Raw genomic sequence first — 17,337 nt, 5'->3', positions numbered from 1 at the left:
CCGAAAATGACTTGGCGCGGTTCCACCACCATCGGCGATCGCCTATTGGCTTGCTTGCCCTATATTTTACCCTTAGTTAATGTTTTAGGTTTTGGCTCTTATTTATTCGCCACTTTCCCGGTATTAATGACTTTGCTGATTCCTTTTTTCCCTTTGCTTTTTTTATATTTTAATATTGTAGGCACTATTCCTTATGGAGAGTTAATTCTTTTCTTTGCTTTATTTTTATTGGTAGTGAGAAACTACAAAATTAAGCATTTTATCCGCTACAATACGATGCAGTCGCTCTTATTATCAATTTTTCTCAGCTTATGCCAGTGGACATTGAGACTGCTAGGCTTTCCCCTGGCAGTCATTCCCGATGGTAGTTTTAATTCAAATTTATTGATTGATATCATTTCTACCACCATTTTCTTGGGAGTATTCGGAGCAATTGTGTATTCTATAGTCGAAACAATTAGAGGAAATTATGCTGAAATACCCGTTGTTTCCGAGGCAACTTATACGCAAATTCGTTAAGTTTTGATTGATAGATCGAAAATTCTATTTTCAAATATGATTATATGGAAGAAAAACGATGTGTCCACTGTGTTATCTGCTTAGTTTATTAATGATTATTGGCACTTATTTAAAAATAGATGCTTTCTGGAATAGTGAACAAGTACACCAAGTGAGAAGGTGGTTTGGCGATCGCGGCGCGAGTATATTTTATTATGCCATTGGCGGATCAATTATGGCCTTTGGCTTATTTCTCTCTACGCAATAAACCGAATTTGTGCTATATTCATTGAATATATCGTGGAAATATATCGTGGCATCACAAACGACAAAATCAAGGAAGCGATCGCCGGTTTGCTCCCCCCAGAAAACAATTGAATGCCTTGAATACGCTATCCTAAAATAATTAGTCAAATTAACCGTTTAACCCTAAAAAACAGGAGATTTCCGATGAATGGACGGGACACCGCCCCTGGTTTAGAGCGATTTTACGCCAGCCTGCTCTATCTGCTGCCCCTATTAGATGGCATTGTCTTTGGCGTTTTCTTATTCAAGCAAATTCCCCCATTACAACTGCTGTTTCTGCCGCTGCTACCACTGCTCCAGATTTATAACTCTTTCCCCTTTGCTGGACTGATTATTTTCTTTGCGCTTTTATTCGGAGTGGTGAGAAACGACAATATCAGTCATTTCATTCGGTTCAACACCATGCAAGCAATCTTATTAGACATCGTATTAATTTTATGTCGTCTAGTATTACAGCTTGTGCAAACAGCTATCCCCGTTGAGTTGGTAGTGGAAACTTTTTACAACACTGTTTTCTTGGGAATTATTGCCGCAGTAGTCTATGCAGTGGTTCAGTCTGCCAGAGGAATTTATGCGGAAATTCCCGCCATTTCTGATGCGGTCAAGATGCAGGTGCGTTAATCAGTCTGGTTTCTCCTCACGCGATCGGGAGAAATCAATTCGGACGATTTAATCAACCGCAAATGATTAGATCGGTAGTAGGGTGGGCTTGCCTAAAAGCCTACCCTACTTTTGTCTGTCTAATAATTATTGTTTTGATTGTCTAAGGGTGACGATATTTTCCAAGCTGCCGATCCCTTCGATTTCGACACGGACGCGATCGCCAACTTGCATCGGGCCGATCCCTTCTGGAGTCCCGGTCAAAATCACATCTCCCGGTAACAAAGTCATCACCTGAGAAATGTAAGCAACCAGGACATCAGGGGGAAACACCATGTCATCAATCAGAGACGATTGCACTGGTTGCTCCCGGTCATTCAGAAAGGTTTGCAAACGTCCCCCCGGACTCAGTTCACGGACAATCCAAGGGCCAAGGGGACAGAAAGTATCAAAACTTTTGGCTCTAGTCCATTGTCCATCCCGTTGTTGTAAATCTCTAGCGGTGACATCATTGGCGATCGTATAGCCCCAAATTTTTCCTTGGGCTTCTTCAGGGGTGCAGTCCACACAACGCTCCCCAATCACTAAAGCCAATTCCCCTTCATAATCGACCCTTTCTGACTGGGGCGGATAGCGAATCTCATCTCCATGTGCAATCACTGCGGTGGGTGGTTTCATAAACAGCAACGGTTCATCCGGTACAGGAGTCCCCATTTCCGCCGCGTGTTTACCATAATTTTTACCCACGGCGATAATTTTGGAGGGAGTCACCGGAGCCAGCAATTTGTAATTGTCCGGTTCCAAAAACTTGTCGCTCGGTTGACCCCCCAGCCAAGGTGGAGCATCCAACACCTGAACCCCACGGCTCAGTTGTAATAATCCGTAGTAAATCTTGCCCTCGGGGGTTTGAATGCGGACATAGCGCTGTGCCATAACGTTAAAATTCGAATAATAGTGGATTTTTGTTTTGTCGGATTAAAATCAAGGGTTAGTAGGACATTCTGATTCTGATGATTGCCTAGCCCTTAGCTAAATTCCAGTCTGAGAATTTTGGATTTTTACAGGCAAAAGTTCAACCGCACCCTGACATTGGCAAAATCATAAGGTTTAACCTAGTCAAAAATATCGATTTTGGCATCAGAATTTAGAAATAATCTGAAATAATTTGCCACACATTCGCTCCACGCTCTTGCCACTTAATCAAGAGATCGCCACAGATGGACAGGTTTTCGGCGATCATACCCCAGACTATCGCTACTGGCAGAACCAGGCCCAGAGTTAACCTAAATCCTCACAATTTGCGGAAATCCTGATTTTTTCGCAAACTCATCAAGTAACGCTGGACTTATCGCCTTAGATCCGATACAATAGTATATTTGGAGAGATTTTTCTAGAAAAATCTTGGCCGGGGTCACAAATCCCCAACAAAGTTAAACCTTACTTCTTCAGTGGTGATAGTTGGCGATCCATTTGGCTGACCTGCCACGGGCGGCAAACCAAGCCACAAAACCCAAAGAAGTCTTAATGTCCAAAAGGAGAATTGGAAGATGAAAAATTTCATGTACGAAACCATGTACATCCTGCGACCCGACCTCGGAGAAGAGCAAACTGAGTTGGCGATCGCCACCTATCAAAACCTCTTGCGGGAAAGTGGTGCAGAAATTATCGAAACTCAGCATCGTGGGAAGCGTCGTTTGGCCTACGAAATCGGCAAGTATCGCGAAGGCATTTATATCCAAATGAATTACCGCGCCGAAGGGAAAGTGATCGCCCTGCTCGAACGCACCATGCGGATTAGTGAAGATGTGATTCGTTACCTGACCATCAAACAACCATTAACCTTGAATCAAGCCGAAGCCGCAACCGCTCAAGCTTAATCTGGCTTTTGGATGGTCGATCAATGATGTTGACCAATGATGTTGGCGTCATCAAAAACCCAAAATCTTCCCATCCTCAAATCCCCGACCCATAAATACTTAGTGTTTGACACAAAAGCAACCACTAAGTAATAATTAAAGATTGGCTGTCTATTTTTGCTCGGATCAGGTTGAAAAAAACGCTGAAACATCGCCAGCATTCATAGAGCAACCAGCTACAGCTACCTGTACGGCAACTATCCAAACAATTCTATGACTTACGCAATTATCGAAATGAGCGGCACACAACTCCGAGTGGAGCCTGGTCGCTTTTATGATGTGAATCGGCTGCCGGTAGAAGCTGACGGCACCATGAGTATTGACCGGGTTTTACTGGTCAAGCACGAAGACAATATTCATGTGGGCCAACCCCTCGTAGAAGGGGCTACCATCGAAGCCACGGTCATGCAACATCTGCGTGGCCGTAAAGTGCTGGTGTACAAAATGAAGCCGAAAAAGAAAACTCGCAAAAAACGGGGACATCGGCAGGAACTCACCAGAGTTATGATTACTTCTATTAGTCTCAATGGTTCTGTGTTAGCCGCCGCCAATGTAGAGACAGAACAAGGCGATAGCTAAAATATTGAGTATGCGCGAAAATATGAGCGCCAAAATATGAGCGCCAAAATATGAGCGCAAACATCTTCCATTCCTATTCATGGTTGGTCGTGAAGGAGAAATCGTTCACTGCCAACCATCAAGGATAGAAGGTTAACCGATCGCAATTCAGGATTAACGGTTTACAAGGTTTACACTGAATTATTCACATACATTAGAGGGAAAAAATGGCTCATAAGAAAGGTACAGGTAGCACTCGTAACGGTCGTGACTCGAATGCCCAGCGCCTTGGAGTAAAACGTTACGGCGGTCAAGTCGTTAAAGCTGGCAATATTTTAGTCCGTCAGCGGGGAACTAAATTCCACCCAGGAGCAAATGTGGGTCTGGGCAAAGATGATACTCTGTTTGCCTTAATTGATGGTGTCGTGACTTTTGAGCATAAAACCAAATCCCGCAAAAAAATCAGTGTTTATCCCGTGGCTCAAGAGACGGCCTAAACACCAGATATTTTTGAAATCAAGGCAAAAATCTATGAAAAAAGCACACTCGGGTCGGGTGTGCTTTTTTTGGCCTATGGCCAGAGTATTTTTCCGGATCGGCGGCTTTGTAACGAATCGTTACCAAATTAATGATTAGTAAGTCAACCAGAAGTTTTACACTGGTTTTACTTAAGATTATTGAACTTACGTTAACTCCTATGTTTCCAACTCATCGCCCCCGTCGTCTGCGTAGTCATCCTCAGTTACGCCGGATGGTTCGAGAAAATATCGTGACGACCAATGATTTAATTTACCCACTGTTTGCCGTACCGGGAATTGGGATCGCCAACGAAGTAAAATCCATGCCCGGAGTTTATCAGCTTTCCGTGGACAAAATTGTTGAAGAGGCGAAACAAGTCTATGACTTAGGCATTCCGGCGATTATCCTATTTGGCATTCCCGAAAGCAAAGATACGGAAGCAACTGGCGCGTGGCATGATTGCGGCATTGTCCAAAAAGCTGCCACTGCCGTCAAAGAGGCCGTACCCGATCTGATTGTGATTGCCGATACTTGTCTATGTGAATACACCAGTCATGGTCACTGTGGCTATTTGCAAGTGGGTGACTTGACCGGACGGGTACTGAATGACCCCACCTTAGAATTACTAAAGAAAACCGCCGTGTCTCAAGTGAAAGCCGGGGCGGATATTATTGCCCCTTCAGGGATGATGGATGGGTTTGTGCAAGCGATTCGGTCTGGTTTAGATGAAGCCGGATATGAAAATATTCCCATTTTGGCCTATTCGGCCAAGTATGCCTCTGCTTATTATGGGCCGTTCCGGGATGCGGCCGATGGGGCGCCCCAATTTGGCGATCGCAGTACCTATCAAATGGATCCGGGGAATGGCCAAGAAGCCATCAAAGAAATTGAACTGGACATCGCTGAAGGGGCAGATATGCTCATGGTCAAGCCAGCTTTAGCCTACATGGATATTATCTGGCGGGTCAAACAAGCCACCAACTTGCCGGTAGCGGCTTATAACGTCTCTGGGGAATATTCTATGGTCAAAGCCGCTGCCCTCAACGGCTGGATTTCCGAAGAGAAAGTAGTGATGGAAACCTTAACCAGTTTTAAACGAGCCGGTGCCGACTTAATTTTGACCTATCACGCCAAAGATGCGGCTCGATGGTTAAAAAATGCTTAATATGAAAGCTTAATTTTTAGCCCATGATGGCTAAGATTTTACGGCTGGTGGATATTTGCTTTGGCGACCGTTTGCCAATGGATTCACCTTCAGGGGGCGAGGTTCTATTCCCAGAAACCCGCCCTGGTCTTTTTCCACCCACTGTCAAAATAAATATCAATGATCCTGGGATGGCGAAGATGCCTCATTCGTCGGCGATCGCAGTTCCCCTACCCTGTCCGTGTTATAAAACATAGACACAAAAATCTCTGAAAATCAATTCATATGTGTTATAACCTTAATAAAGGTATAAAATAATACAATCAATCGAACACTTGATTCAGTTACAATCCACAAATCCAATTTGGTTCTAAAATTTTGAGACCCAAAATGAGTAACCAATTAACTAGCTGTAAGCCTAAGAACAGATCATTGGTTTTCTGGAGAAATAATTTTGATCCCAAAATTAAAGTTGTTTAGAGCTACGTTTAGCCTATATTACTGGCAACAATACCCGGTAAGTATAGTTTTATTTCTCTAAAGAATATTGAGCCATTTAGTCTGATATTCATTGATATTAAGCACCGAAATCTTCAGAGCATTCTCTGAATGATTTCTCGATTCGACGCTAAATTAATTATCCGGTCAAACAGGGGCGCTTGAAGCTAAAAATCAAAATTTAGCGATTGTTTGACGTGGTAAGTTTTCTGATTCACTTGAGGTTCAACCATTAAAAAGATGAGAAGGGATTGCAGTCACATCCAATTTCGCGAAGGTCACGCATCAGTTGATCTGAATCAACTGAAATCCTTATTTGAAATAACAGCTTTTTGGGCAAAAAAACGAGAATTAGAAGGTTTAGCCGTGGCGATCGCCCATAGTAACCCAGTCGTCACCGTCTGGGATCGCCAGCGTCTAATTGGATTTGCCCGCGCTACCTCCGATGGAGTCTACCGAGCCACCATATGGGATGTGGTGATTCACCCAGAATATCAAGGAGTCGGTTTGGGACGAAAGCTCGTGGAAACAGTCCTCAGTCACCCATTGATGAATCGAGTAGAACGGGTATATTTAATGACCACCCATCAACAGCGTTTCTATGAGCGGATTGGATTTGAGGAAAATTCCACCACCACAATGGTTCTATACAATCAGCCTGAGTTTAATCCGATTCCGGCGGTGGAGGCACCAAGGGAAGTGAGCATTGAATCCTGGTGAGATTAGGATCTTCAGCATCCGCAGGGGTTTCGAGAATTTCTAACCGCCCCTGCATTAGATCCAGGATGCTACAAGTCATCACTAAGTTAAGACCCGCAGAAACATGAGGATTAAGTTCTAAAGGGTCTTGAGGATTAAACTCCCTCGGCGGCTGCCCCTCAGTTAAAATATTGAACTGGGATTTTTTGGCCGCCCCAGAGTTGGACGCTTTGCTGCCTCGATTCAGTTCTTTGGTCAGTAAATCTAAGGCCTCTGTCCAACTTTCATGGGGACGAGGGGCTTCAATCCAAATATGAATTTGCTCCGAATATTGATCAACTTGGGCTGAGACCGAAATACTACCGAGTTCTTCGGGAGTAATGGCGCTTTCTACCAGGTTGACCAGCACAGGGGTCAGCCATTGCTCATCGGCCAGGACATAAATATTTGGGTCTGGAAGGACGATTTTTAGAGGAATATTCCGATTAGCCGCTTGCATCTCGCTGAGATAACGGACTTCCTCAAAAACTTCGGCTAATTGCAACGGTTCCAGTTTAATGGGACTTTTCCCCGATTCAGTTCGGGAAACATCTAATATTTTATCGAGCATATCGATCATTTTGACCGCAGAGATATTGGCATTAGCTAAAAACTCTCTTTCTTCCTCTGGAGAATCGCACAGATCCGACAAAATTAGCTGATGTGTACCAATCAAGCCATTCAAAGGCGATCGCAACTCGTGAGTCACCCTAGCCAAAAACCCGGCTTTAAACTGGCACATTTGCTGGGCCATGTAATAATCAAGCGTCAATTGTTTAACCTGTGCTTTCAGATCGGCAATTAACTGAGTTTGTGATGGATCGACGGCAGGCAGAGAAACTTGGGCTTCTGAAACGGGGCTGAAGGCAAACGGGTTTGAGGGCTCGATAATTTTTTGTCCTTTCCTGGGGTTGAGTAAACGCCGAGAACCCAATAGCCAGCCCAAGCTAAAGCCGACTCCCAGACCCACAGCCAGATTCACCAAGTTACTCCAATCCATAATCGATTTATCCTGATTAATTTAATTGAATAAAGATGCTTGGATGTTGCCATCCATCGTCTTTGTTTAAGATTGCCAATGTAATTTTCCGCTACTCAGAGATCATTTTCCGAGCGGTGGGTTAAATTCTGGGTTAAATTCACAGATCCTTGACGCAAAATTTGCCAACCCTCACCAGTCCACTTAGCCACCGTCGAAGGTAATCCCGATCCGGATTTTCTTTTATCCCCGTTCAAAGTAAAAACTTCTGGGAACGCTGCCGCAATTTCTGCCATCGTCGTTAGGGGCGGTTCTCCGCTTCGATTGGCACTTGTGGTCGCCATTGGGCCTGTTGCCGCCAGAATTTGGCAAGTTAGTTCACAGTTAGGGACTCTGATTCCCAAGGTGCTGGGGTCGATCGGGTTCATGGCTTTTGGCGCGATCTCTGATGCCGGTAAAACCAAAGTCAAGGATCCAGGCCAGTAGGTTTTGGCGGTTTGCTGCCAAATCTCTCGTTCTGCCGCCGTACCACTGACATAAGGCCAAAGGTCTTCAGGACTTGCCCCCATTAAGATCAGTGGTTTATCCGCCGGACGCTGTTTCGCTGCGAAAATTAACTCTGCTTGATCCGGGAGGGTTGCTAATGCGGGGACTGTATCTGTAGGAAAGCTGACAAGATTTCCAGATTTCGCCTGAGTAATTAGTTCGGTTAGAGAAACTTGACTCATCAATCGGTGATTCAGAAACGATTTCTTATTTACAGTTTGATCATAATAGGCTTTTTGCCGTTATGAATCAGTCATTGGCCAAACATTTGAGAATTAGGCATGACCGAATTGAAAATTATATATTGAAAATTATATTGAAAATTAGAGGGATTGAGGGTTTTGATGCGCTGAATCTCCAGATAGATAAAATTCAATTAGATTTTTTGATTTATTTTCGATACGCCAAGGCAAATCTTTCTATGCCCGCGAGATCCCGGTGAATGGTAATTTTTTGATAGCTGCCTTGGCTGTTTAATAATTGTCTCACTTCTGCGGCCTGACCAGCCATCATTTCAAATAGCAAAATGCCCTCTGGTTGTAAATAGTCTGGGGCTTGGTTAATTAAATGGCGAATACAATCTAGTCCATCCGCACCCCCATCTAGGGCTAGGTGCGGTTCATGGTGGGCGACTTCCGGTTGCAGTTGGGGAACAATCTGACTGGGAATATAGGGGGGATTGCTGACAATGCCATTGAGTTGACCTCGAAGTGCCTGTAATGGTTCAAACCATGAGCCTTGATTGAAGTGAATCCGGTTTGACCACCCAAGAGTTTGAGCATTTTTTTGGGCGATCGCCAATGCTGCTGCGGATATATCCACTGCATAAATTGTCGCATTTGTCAATACTTCCGCTAATCCAATGGCGATCGCCCCACTGCCAGTGCCCAAGTCTGCCCACTGTTCTGGGATTTCTGAAATAGATCGGGGATCTACCTGATCGTGAGCAGCGGCGATCGCCAGGTCGATTAAACATTCGGTTTCTGGACGGGGAATCAGCACCGCATTGCTGACCTGCAAAAAAAAGTTTCGCCAGGGGGTGATCCCGGCGATATACTGAACCGGCAAACGTTCTTCAAGTCGTCGTTGCCAAAGCTGAGTTAACTGGATCAGAGGGATTTGCATATTAATCTGCGATCGCGTTTTAAAAGATTGCAACCGTAACTCCAACTTTTCCAAATCCGCCACTGTTTGCAGCAGCCAATCTATCTCTTGCAGGGGGACATTAAACTCCGCTGCCTGAGAACGAGCCTCTTGACACCACTGCCACAGTTCTAATCCAGATACAATTACCACTCGCGATCGCCCTTGATAAATTAGTTCGATAAATTAGTTCGATAAATTAGTTCGATTAATTAGTTCGATTAATTAGTTCGATTAATTAGTTCGATTAATTAGTTCGATTGTTGGTTTGGCTGTTGATTTGGCAGAGAGCGAATATAATCTATAGATTCTTGGGGGGGAATTAACACAATCTGATTTAATTCCTGAGCGTTGCTAGTTTCCAACAGATTAATCACTCCCTCAAGATTGACCACTTGAATTTTCACCGAAGCCGCCAAATCTGGCTGTTGTTCTCTTAAACGATTTAACATCGTTTGCAACTGTTCTTTTTGGAAAAACAAGGGAATAATTTGATTGTTGCCTTGTTGAATAGTCAAATAACCGTTATCAGCACCACCTGTGGCCAAAAACAAAGGAACTCCACTAAAGTTATCCGGAGACTCACCGTTATTCTGAAGCACTTGTAAAGCTGACTGAACTTGTGTCTGTGTCGGTACATAGTCAAATACAACGGCTTCTTCAGGATTATTTTCACTTGCTTGTTCCATTTGGTAAATCTCCGCCAGGGAAACAGGAGTTACCCGGACATCACTCAAATTCGGATTATTTTGACTTAATAGCTGCTGAACAAAATTATCCGCATCTTGTTTGCTAATAAATACTCCAGCAACCGATGTAGTATTATTATCCTGACTCACCGACGCTAACAGCGGTGAACCTTGTGAGTTGGTAATAGTAAATACTGGAACCGGAATCAGCTTTTTGATAATCTGTTCTTGCGGCAAAGCGATCGCCCGCAGATTACCCAGAAAAGATGCCCCGACTAATGTACTGGTCAAGAAACCAAACATGGCGCCCCAGCGCAGTAATTTTTTCATAATTTTACCTATTTTTACCTATTTTTACCTATTTTTGATGACGACTGTTCTATAACTTGAATCAAATTCATGGAATTTGTCAGTTTTTTCAACCCTGGGATGAGATTTTCCCGGTGCTTCACTTGATCGAGACATCAGTTATTGCCAGACTGATTCCGCAAAAATGAGTCAATTCTGGGGAAACAGTAAAACCTACAAGAAAGATTGCCGATGCAGTGCCACCTCTCAATGATAAACTTTTGTCCACCAATTTTTGTGGCTGTTGACAGACCTGACCCATTTAATTTTTTTAATTTTGAGTAAATTTTCTCGAATCACCGGATGCATCAAGGGATAGATAATTTCCGTATTCTGATTCAAGATACCTATGCATGAGTCACTACAGACAGACTGGGGTAATTCCGCCAGAGTTCCCTTTATCTGAGGATTCCTCTGATCAACACTTTTGTATAAGTCAAGCTAATTTTGCCTGGGAAGTTAAGAAATAGAATTGAGGAAAGGCTCATCTCTATTTGTCCACATTTATCAACTTCCCAGATACCTACATTTATATATCGTCTTCCTTTTCCCCAAAAACCATTTGCAGGATCATCGGCTTTCCTCCGGGTTTATGGTATCTATCAGCCCAAGCGCGGATGACTTCATCCAATTCTTCCATCGCTTGTTCATGGCGTTCTGGAGGAATATCGAGTTCTTCGATCACTCGCATCACTTGGGGTTGTTTTTCTGCCCAGTCCTTCATCATTCTAAAGTACCGTGCAGTATCTTCCACCATTACATAAGTCCGCTCTTGATCGTCCGGAGGGGAGTAAGACGAGCGACTCAGGGCGAAAAAGGGCATTCCCCAAGGTGAATCGATTTTAGTCACCGTCCCGGAGTAGATTAATCGGCGCTTGATATGTTCTGCGAGTGCTTCACTCAGAGGCATTTGTCGCTCCGGTGGGAACACTTCTTGAGCGCGATTATGCAAATATTCAATCAGTTCCATAAATTGGAACGAGTTAATCACTTGAGCATCTGGCAGATATTGGGGAAGTTTTTTCTCTAACAACCGTTTTTCATCACTGGTTAGATTATTCCCCGGAATTCTGGCCATCCCCGGTTGCCAAGGATAGCGTTCTAGCCAGATATAAGGAAACTGAATTAAATAGCGAGGTTCTTGGGAACCCAACATTTTTAACAGTTTTCCTTCAGTCAGGGCTTGCTGAACTTCTTTGACAATTGCTTTAACCCGCTTAGGCTCAATATGATGCAGATGACCTGTCATCCGCAGGTTTTGACCCTGCTCCATGTAGGTCATATAAATTGCACATTTAGCAGCGGTGGCTGCCGCATCCAGAAATGCTCCGTGACGGTGCCCGCTTGTTCTCATGGCACTGAATGCCAGGTATAACATGATCTGATCCATGGCGCTGGGGCTAAGACTTTTGATCAGATCGAGGTCGTTACTCATTGCCGCTTCCTTTGAGTTGCTGATTTTACCCAGTTTCTAGCACTATAAGCCAATTGCTAGGCTAAATTACCTTGCTTTGGCTATAGGGGAACCGATCAGTAGCTGCACCTTGTTGCTTTGATGATGATCTTGGATTTGGAAACCCATTTGGGATCCTATCACATTTTCCCTGTTTGCCATTTTCCGTAAAAGTTACAATTTACGGAAAATTTGCATTAAATAAATTTGAGATGCACGTAAGGCATCCTTGGTTTTATTCTTTCCTCAAGTGTAGCAAAGAAAAACAGAATCAGTTGCTTTTGAATCATTAAAAATCCCATGAGCTTTTAGGGCGATCGCCCAAAAGCTTCCCAGATCCCAGATCCGCCGACACCACGGATGCGATCGCCTAAAATCAAACTAGAACCCAGAGAAGATAAAGCCTATGACACTCTCTTTAGACCGTAACATCATTTATCCCGATAGCGATGGACAACCAATGGCAGACAATACCCAACAATTTCGCTGGATTGTTTTAATCAAAGAAAATCTAGAATGTTTATTTGCCCAAAATGCTGAAGTATTTGTAGCCGGAGATTTGCTTTGGTATCCCGTAGAGGGACGACCAGACATTCGCGTTGCCCCAGATGTATTCGTAGTTTTTGGCCGCCCCAAAGGAGACCGGGGGTCTTATCGCCAATGGGTTGAGGAAAATATCGCCCCCCAAGTGGTCTTTGAGATTTTATCCCCTGGTAATACCTTCAAGGAAATGACCAAGAAGTTGCAGTTTTACGAGCGCTATGGGGTCGAGGAATATTACATTTATGACCCCGATCGCAATCATTTGACCGGATTACAGCGACAAGAAGGAAATCTCACATTTTTAGAAAATGTATCAGACTGGACTAGCCCTCGATTGGGGATTCGTTTTGTCCTCGAAGCAGATACCTTAGCCATTTATTACCCTGATGGTCAGCGCTTTCTGACAACTGTTGAGTTGACCCAACGCGCCGAACAGGAAAAACAACGCGCCGAACAGGAAAAACAACGCGCCGAACAGGAAAAACAACGCGCCGAACAAGAAAAACAACGCGCCGATTCCGCAGAGGTCGAAATTGCTCGCCTAAAACAACTGTTGCAACAGGCGGGTATCAATGCGGATGAAGTGAAATAATTACTTTTTTCTGGTTTCCCCCGCCCTCAAATTGACTAAAAATTAGTAAAATTTGGGGGCGGGGAGGACGAAATCAGTAAATCCCGCAATTGTACGCCCGGTCGATAAACCAATCTGCCTGAGACGATATTTGCCAAATCTTTTCCCCTTGAAATCGGACAAATTTTAGCTCCGAGTTTTTTCCCAGAGTAACATGAATTAAAGGAAATCGTGTAAATCACTATGCCTTTGTGATTTTCAAAATCAATTTTCATAAGTTAATGGTCAATTGTTAATTATTTTACCCTGTTCCCTACACCCTACACCCTAGATATCAATGATGCGATCGCCTTCGGGATAGCACTCTCCTGCACGTCCATCTTCACCCAGGGGCATCAAGCGAAGCAGCGTAACAGCGAATCCCTTATAATGATTGCCAATAGAGCGTAATGAAACCCCAGATTTGAATTTATGTCAAACAAATTTAACCAAACCCTCTCTCAAGATAACCAGACCGATCGTGGTTATTATTGTTATTATAAGTTTTCGGATAAATTAGAAAATAAATTATGAAAAATAAAAAAATTTTGGTTACGGGTTCCAGTGGCTTAATTGGTAGTGAGGTGGTTACTTTTTTCGCCCACGAAGGCTACCAGGTTCATGGCGTTGATAATAATATGCGGGAAACCTTCTTTGGCTCTCAGGGCAGTACCCGATGGAATCAGCAACGCCTAGAAAGTCAATTTGCCAATTTTTTCCACCATGAGTTGGATATTCGCGATCGCAGTGGGGTTCAATCTCTGATCGCCGCCATTAAGCCAGATGCGATCGTTCATACAGCAGCCCAACCCTCCCACGATCGCGCTGCGGCCATTCCTTTTGATGATTTTGATACCAACGCCGTCGGTACTCTCAACCTGCTGGAAGCAACTCGACAATATTGCCCTGAGTCTCCCTTTGTTCATATGTCCACTAATAAGGTCTATGGGGATGCGCCAAACCAACTACCATTAATTGAACTGGACACCCGCTGGGAGTTCGCCCAAGAACCCTGGATTGATGGCATTCCCGAAACTTTCACCATCGATCAGTCGAAGCACTCCCTGTTTGGGGCATCTAAAGTGGCTGCGGATATTCTCGTTCAAGAATATGGTCGCTACTTTAATATACCCACCTGCTGCTTGCGGGGAGGGTGCCTCACTGGGCCTAGCCATAGTGGGGTAGAACTACACGGGTTTCTTAGCTATCTAATTAAGTGCAATGTTGAGGGTAAGCTTTATACTGTCTATGGTTACAAGGCTAAACAGGTGCGCGACAATATTCATGCTTGGGATGTGGCCACTTTTATCGCCTCATTTATCCAATCACCACGAGTGGCGGAAGTATATAATCTTGGGGGAGGTAAGAATAATAGTATTTCCATGATGGAGGCTTTCGCACTGATTTCGTCTATTAGTGGCAAACCCATGAAATATGAGTATTCTGAACGGGCTCGCGAAGGAGACCACATTGTTTACTATAGTAATCTGGCAAAAATGCAAGCGCATTATCCCCATTGGCAAGTCAGCAAAGATTTGAAGACAATATTTACAGAGATATATGATAGTTGGCAAAACCGCTCGATGTTTAGTTAACATCTGGCATCTATGAGCAAAATCATTTTTCACATTATGACGGGGTGTAGGGTGTAGCCCTTCATCCCTTAGACCCTTCGACAGGCTCAGGGTTAAAGGCTTAGGGTAAGAGGTGTAGGGTGTAGGGGCTGTGTGCAATGCCAAATCGATTTTAAGCCGTACCCAAACCCAGAAAGACTTTGAAAAATACCTGGATTTGATCGTAGGGGCGAACGGCCGTTCGCCCCTACTGGTAAATAAATTCGATAATTTGAGCATTGAGGAGATACGCAATATGTTGGATCTCAGAGAAGCAGATGTTACCAAAACCCGCTTTTATCAAGAAGTGATTCAAATTGGACGGCAAGAAGGTCGCCAAGAAGGAGAACAACTAGGACAACAACTGGGAGAAGCGAATTTGATTGTGCGTCAGATATCTCGCCGTTTTGGGGCGCTGACTCCCGAACAAGTTTCACAAATTCGTAGTCTGTCGATTCCTCAACTGGAGTCTCTGGGTGAGGCTTTGTTAGATTTTCAATCTCTTGGGGAGTTAGATTCTTGGTTGCAAGCAAATTCCCTGTAGGGACACAGAGGACACAGCATTGCTGTGTCCCTACGGCTAGGTTTGGATTATTGCGATCGCCTCCCTCGCCTGAGCTTCGCTTCACGCCTTCGGAATAGCTTTGAGGAACAGAAAAAATGATCTCGCCTCAAAAGACTAGCGATCGCCATTGATTCCCAAGGGGTGAGATATCGAAGAATTTCCGACCAGTCGGTACAAAGATTAGAGTGAATCATTGCGGTGAAGGGAGGAAAAAATTATGGGGAATCTTATGATGGAAGCAATTTCGTTTGAAGCCACTATTGAAAATGGAATGATTGGAATTCCATCACAATATCTGGCGCAATTACAGCCACGGCTGAAAGTGATTGTTTTGCAAGAAAAGTTAGAGGAGACAGCAGCGGAGATCAAGAGAAAGGATGAATTTTTAGCGAAGGTAGCGCAGCATCGTTTCGTTCTGCCCCCAGACTATTGCTTTAAGCGGGAAGAACTTTATAAGCGAATCTAGATGCTTTTTTGATGCCAAGTAATTTAACTTAGGCTAAATATTTGAAAAAGAAGGAAAGAAAATGCCATCGGTAAATGTTATTTATCAAATTTATGAACAAGATTATCCTGAATGGTTAAACATTACTCTCAAGCAGTTGCAAAATAGAGAGCTAGAAAACGTTGATTGGGAACATTTAATTGAGGAAATAGCCGCTTTGGGAAATGAGCAAAGACATAAAGTAGAAAGTTATTTGTTAAGGCTTTTAATTCACCTGCTGCTTTATGATTACTGGGAATCGGAAAAAGAGTGGTCTGGTAAGGGATGGGAAACAGAAATTGATAACTTTAGATTGGAATTAGATTTGCTATTTGAGTCTAAAGTTCTTTATAACTATTGTGTCCAAGTCCTAGATAAGATTTATCAAAAAGCTAGAAAGAATGCTATTCGGAAATCTCAGCTATCTCCAGACATATTCCCAGACAATTGCCCGTATTCTTTAGCAGAAATTCTCTCTCCCGAATGGTTGCCTTGATGAAAAGACCAGTTTCTCAAGTGCGTAGTCTCTCGATATTTAAAGAAATCTGTTAAAGCTGTTAAAAGATGAAAACAGATAAGTTATTTTACCGAATTTTCTTAAATCAACCTAGTCTAATTTCCGAACTATTACAGGGAGTACCCCCAGACTGCGAATTTGACTATAGTGCGCCCGTGGTGAAGGAAAAAGAAATCCGTCTCGATGGTTTGCTTACCCCGATCTCCAATGATGTCAGCTTACCCTTGGTGTTTCTCGAAGCCCAAATGAAGACTGACACCGAATTTTACGGTCGCTACTTCGCGGGAATCTTTGTTTACCTGCATCAATATAAAATTACAAGACCGTGGCAGGGATTGTTAATCCTACGCAGTCGCAGTCTGGACTTGGGGCCAAAAATTCCTTATCAAGGCGTGTTAGATAGTTCCGTCACGCGGTTGTATCTAGAGGATTTACTGTCAGTAGAAAAGCTCAGTCCGAATTTGTCCTTGCTGAAGTTGGTGGTGATGCCTAAGCGAAAGGCTGCTGCGATCGCCAAATCGATTTTAACCCGTGTCCAAAGCCAGAAAGACTTTGAGAAATACCTCGATTTGGTCGTAGGGGCGAACGGCCGTTCGCCCCTACTGGTAAATAAATTTGATAATTTGAGCATTGAGGAGATACGCAATATGTTGGATCTCAGAGAAGCAGATGTGACCCAAACTCGTTTTTATCGGGAGGTGCTGCAAATTGGACGCCAAGAAGGTCGCCAAGAAGGTCGCCAAGAAGGTCGCCAAGAAGGTCGCCAAGAAGGAGAGCAGCTAGGACAACAACTGGGAGAAGCGAATCTGATTGTGCGGTTGCTCTCTCGCCGTTTTGGGGCGCTGAGTCCCGAACAAGTTTCCCAAATTCGTAGTCTGTCGATTCCTCAACTGGAGTCTCTGGGTGAGGCTTTGTTGGATTTTCAATCTCTTGGGGAGTTAGATTCCTGGTTCCAAGACAATTCCCTGTAGGGATACAGCAGTAGTAGGGGTGGCAAAATGCAAGCCCACCCTACCCGTGACTCCAGTAGTAGGGTGGCAGAAGTGGCGAATTTAGAAAAACTTTTGGGC

The 17,337-nt window shown here is 43.9% G+C and carries 20 protein-coding genes; 14 read left to right on the top strand and 6 right to left on the bottom strand.

The window, feature by feature from the left end; all coding sequences use genetic code 11:
• The first annotated feature begins 6 nt into the window (after nt 1–6).
• The 3 genes from AM228_RS11190 to AM228_RS11180 all read left to right on the top strand — a co-directional run bounded on the left by AM228_RS11190 (nt 7) and on the right by AM228_RS11180 (nt 1,425).
• Nucleotides 7–519, top strand: coding sequence for a Tic20 family protein (locus tag AM228_RS11190; RefSeq protein WP_054466201.1), 513 nt, complete (start codon nt 7–9; stop codon nt 517–519).
• A gap of 58 nt (nt 520–577) precedes the next feature.
• Nucleotides 578–766, top strand: a complete 189-nt coding sequence (locus tag AM228_RS11185; RefSeq protein ID WP_054466200.1) for a hypothetical protein — start codon at nt 578–580, stop codon at nt 764–766.
• A gap of 182 nt (nt 767–948) precedes the next feature.
• Entirely contained in the window at nt 949–1,425 is a 477-nt protein-coding gene (locus tag AM228_RS11180; RefSeq protein ID WP_054466199.1) for a Tic20 family protein, read from the top strand.
• Between the two features lie 126 nt (nt 1,426–1,551).
• Here the strand turns inward: AM228_RS11180 and AM228_RS11175 are convergent, their stop codons facing one another.
• Nucleotides 1,552–2,337: a fumarylacetoacetate hydrolase family protein gene (locus AM228_RS11175; RefSeq protein ID WP_054466198.1), complete on the bottom strand. Its 786-nt coding sequence runs from the start codon at nt 2,335–2,337 to the stop codon at nt 1,552–1,554.
• A gap of 614 nt (nt 2,338–2,951) precedes the next feature.
• Here AM228_RS11175 and rpsF point away from each other — a divergent pair.
• The 5 genes from rpsF to AM228_RS11150 all read left to right on the top strand — a co-directional run bounded on the left by rpsF (nt 2,952) and on the right by AM228_RS11150 (nt 6,759).
• Nucleotides 2,952–3,281, top strand: a complete 330-nt coding sequence (gene rpsF / locus AM228_RS11170; protein ID WP_054466197.1) for a 30S ribosomal protein S6 — start codon at nt 2,952–2,954, stop codon at nt 3,279–3,281.
• 252 nt (nt 3,282–3,533) lie between these two features.
• Nucleotides 3,534–3,899 carry a 50S ribosomal protein L21 gene (rplU, locus tag AM228_RS11165; RefSeq protein ID WP_054466196.1) on the top strand — a complete coding sequence of 122 codons (366 nt, stop codon included), beginning with the start codon at nt 3,534–3,536 and terminating at the stop codon, nt 3,897–3,899.
• Between the two features lie 206 nt (nt 3,900–4,105).
• Entirely contained in the window at nt 4,106–4,375 is a 270-nt protein-coding gene (rpmA, locus tag AM228_RS11160; protein WP_054466195.1) for a 50S ribosomal protein L27, read from the top strand.
• Nucleotides 4,376–4,575: 200 nt separating this feature from the next.
• Nucleotides 4,576–5,562, top strand: a complete 987-nt coding sequence (hemB, locus tag AM228_RS11155; protein WP_054466194.1) for a porphobilinogen synthase — start codon at nt 4,576–4,578, stop codon at nt 5,560–5,562.
• Nucleotides 5,563–6,270: 708 nt separating this feature from the next.
• Entirely contained in the window at nt 6,271–6,759 is a 489-nt protein-coding gene (locus AM228_RS11150) for a GNAT family N-acetyltransferase (RefSeq protein ID WP_369817713.1), read from the top strand.
• On the opposite strand, the gene AM228_RS11145 is transcribed toward AM228_RS11150, so the two are convergent.
• From AM228_RS11145 to hetR, 5 genes are all read right to left on the bottom strand, one after another.
• Nucleotides 6,704–7,777, bottom strand: a complete 1,074-nt coding sequence (locus AM228_RS11145) for a sensor histidine kinase KdpD (protein WP_054466192.1) — start codon at nt 7,775–7,777, stop codon at nt 6,704–6,706. The genes AM228_RS11150 and AM228_RS11145 overlap by 56 nt on opposite strands.
• A 95-nt stretch (nt 7,778–7,872) precedes the next feature.
• Nucleotides 7,873–8,484 (bottom strand): L-threonylcarbamoyladenylate synthase, encoded by a 612-nt coding sequence (locus tag AM228_RS11140; protein ID WP_054466191.1) that lies wholly within the window; start codon nt 8,482–8,484, stop codon nt 7,873–7,875.
• Nucleotides 8,485–8,692: 208 nt separating this feature from the next.
• The gene (prmC, locus tag AM228_RS11135) at nt 8,693–9,598 is read right to left on the bottom strand and encodes a peptide chain release factor N(5)-glutamine methyltransferase (protein ID WP_231636754.1); all 906 of its coding nucleotides are present in this window, start codon (nt 9,596–9,598) and stop codon (nt 8,693–8,695) included.
• Nucleotides 9,599–9,696: 98 nt separating this feature from the next.
• Nucleotides 9,697–10,464, bottom strand: a complete 768-nt coding sequence (locus tag AM228_RS11130; protein ID WP_054466189.1) for a Tic22 family protein — start codon at nt 10,462–10,464, stop codon at nt 9,697–9,699.
• Between the two features lie 547 nt (nt 10,465–11,011).
• A complete protein-coding gene (gene hetR / locus AM228_RS11125) occupies nt 11,012–11,917 on the bottom strand; it encodes a heterocyst differentiation master regulator HetR (RefSeq protein ID WP_054466188.1) in 906 nt (301 codons plus the stop codon).
• 424 nt (nt 11,918–12,341) lie between these two features.
• Between hetR and AM228_RS11120 the strand changes: the two genes are divergently transcribed.
• The 6 genes from AM228_RS11120 to AM228_RS11090 all read left to right on the top strand — a co-directional run bounded on the left by AM228_RS11120 (nt 12,342) and on the right by AM228_RS11090 (nt 17,238).
• Complete coding sequence (locus AM228_RS11120; RefSeq protein ID WP_054466187.1) at nt 12,342–13,070, top strand: Uma2 family endonuclease; 729 nt, start codon at nt 12,342–12,344, stop codon at nt 13,068–13,070.
• A gap of 548 nt (nt 13,071–13,618) precedes the next feature.
• Nucleotides 13,619–14,683 carry an NAD-dependent epimerase/dehydratase family protein gene (locus tag AM228_RS11110; protein WP_054466185.1) on the top strand — a complete coding sequence of 355 codons (1,065 nt, stop codon included), beginning with the start codon at nt 13,619–13,621 and terminating at the stop codon, nt 14,681–14,683.
• Between the two features lie 274 nt (nt 14,684–14,957).
• On the top strand, nt 14,958–15,245 hold the full coding sequence (locus tag AM228_RS11105; RefSeq protein ID WP_156331700.1) for a DUF4351 domain-containing protein: 288 nt from the start codon (nt 14,958–14,960) through the stop codon (nt 15,243–15,245).
• Nucleotides 15,246–15,483: 238 nt separating this feature from the next.
• Complete coding sequence (locus AM228_RS11100; RefSeq protein ID WP_054466183.1) at nt 15,484–15,732, top strand: hypothetical protein; 249 nt, start codon at nt 15,484–15,486, stop codon at nt 15,730–15,732.
• A gap of 61 nt (nt 15,733–15,793) precedes the next feature.
• A complete protein-coding gene (locus tag AM228_RS11095) occupies nt 15,794–16,246 on the top strand; it encodes a DUF29 domain-containing protein (RefSeq protein WP_054466182.1) in 453 nt (150 codons plus the stop codon).
• Between the two features lie 68 nt (nt 16,247–16,314).
• Nucleotides 16,315–17,238, top strand: a complete 924-nt coding sequence (locus tag AM228_RS11090) for a DUF2887 domain-containing protein (RefSeq protein ID WP_054466181.1) — start codon at nt 16,315–16,317, stop codon at nt 17,236–17,238.
• Nucleotides 17,239–17,337 lie beyond the last annotated feature (99 nt).

Origin of the sequence: Planktothricoides sp. SR001 (assembly GCF_001276715.1) — a bacterium.
Lineage (GTDB): Bacteria > Cyanobacteriota > Cyanobacteriia > Cyanobacteriales > Laspinemataceae > Planktothricoides > Planktothricoides raciborskii.
Note: the sequence above shows the minus strand (reverse complement) of the source record. Positions and strands in the feature narration are given on the sequence as shown.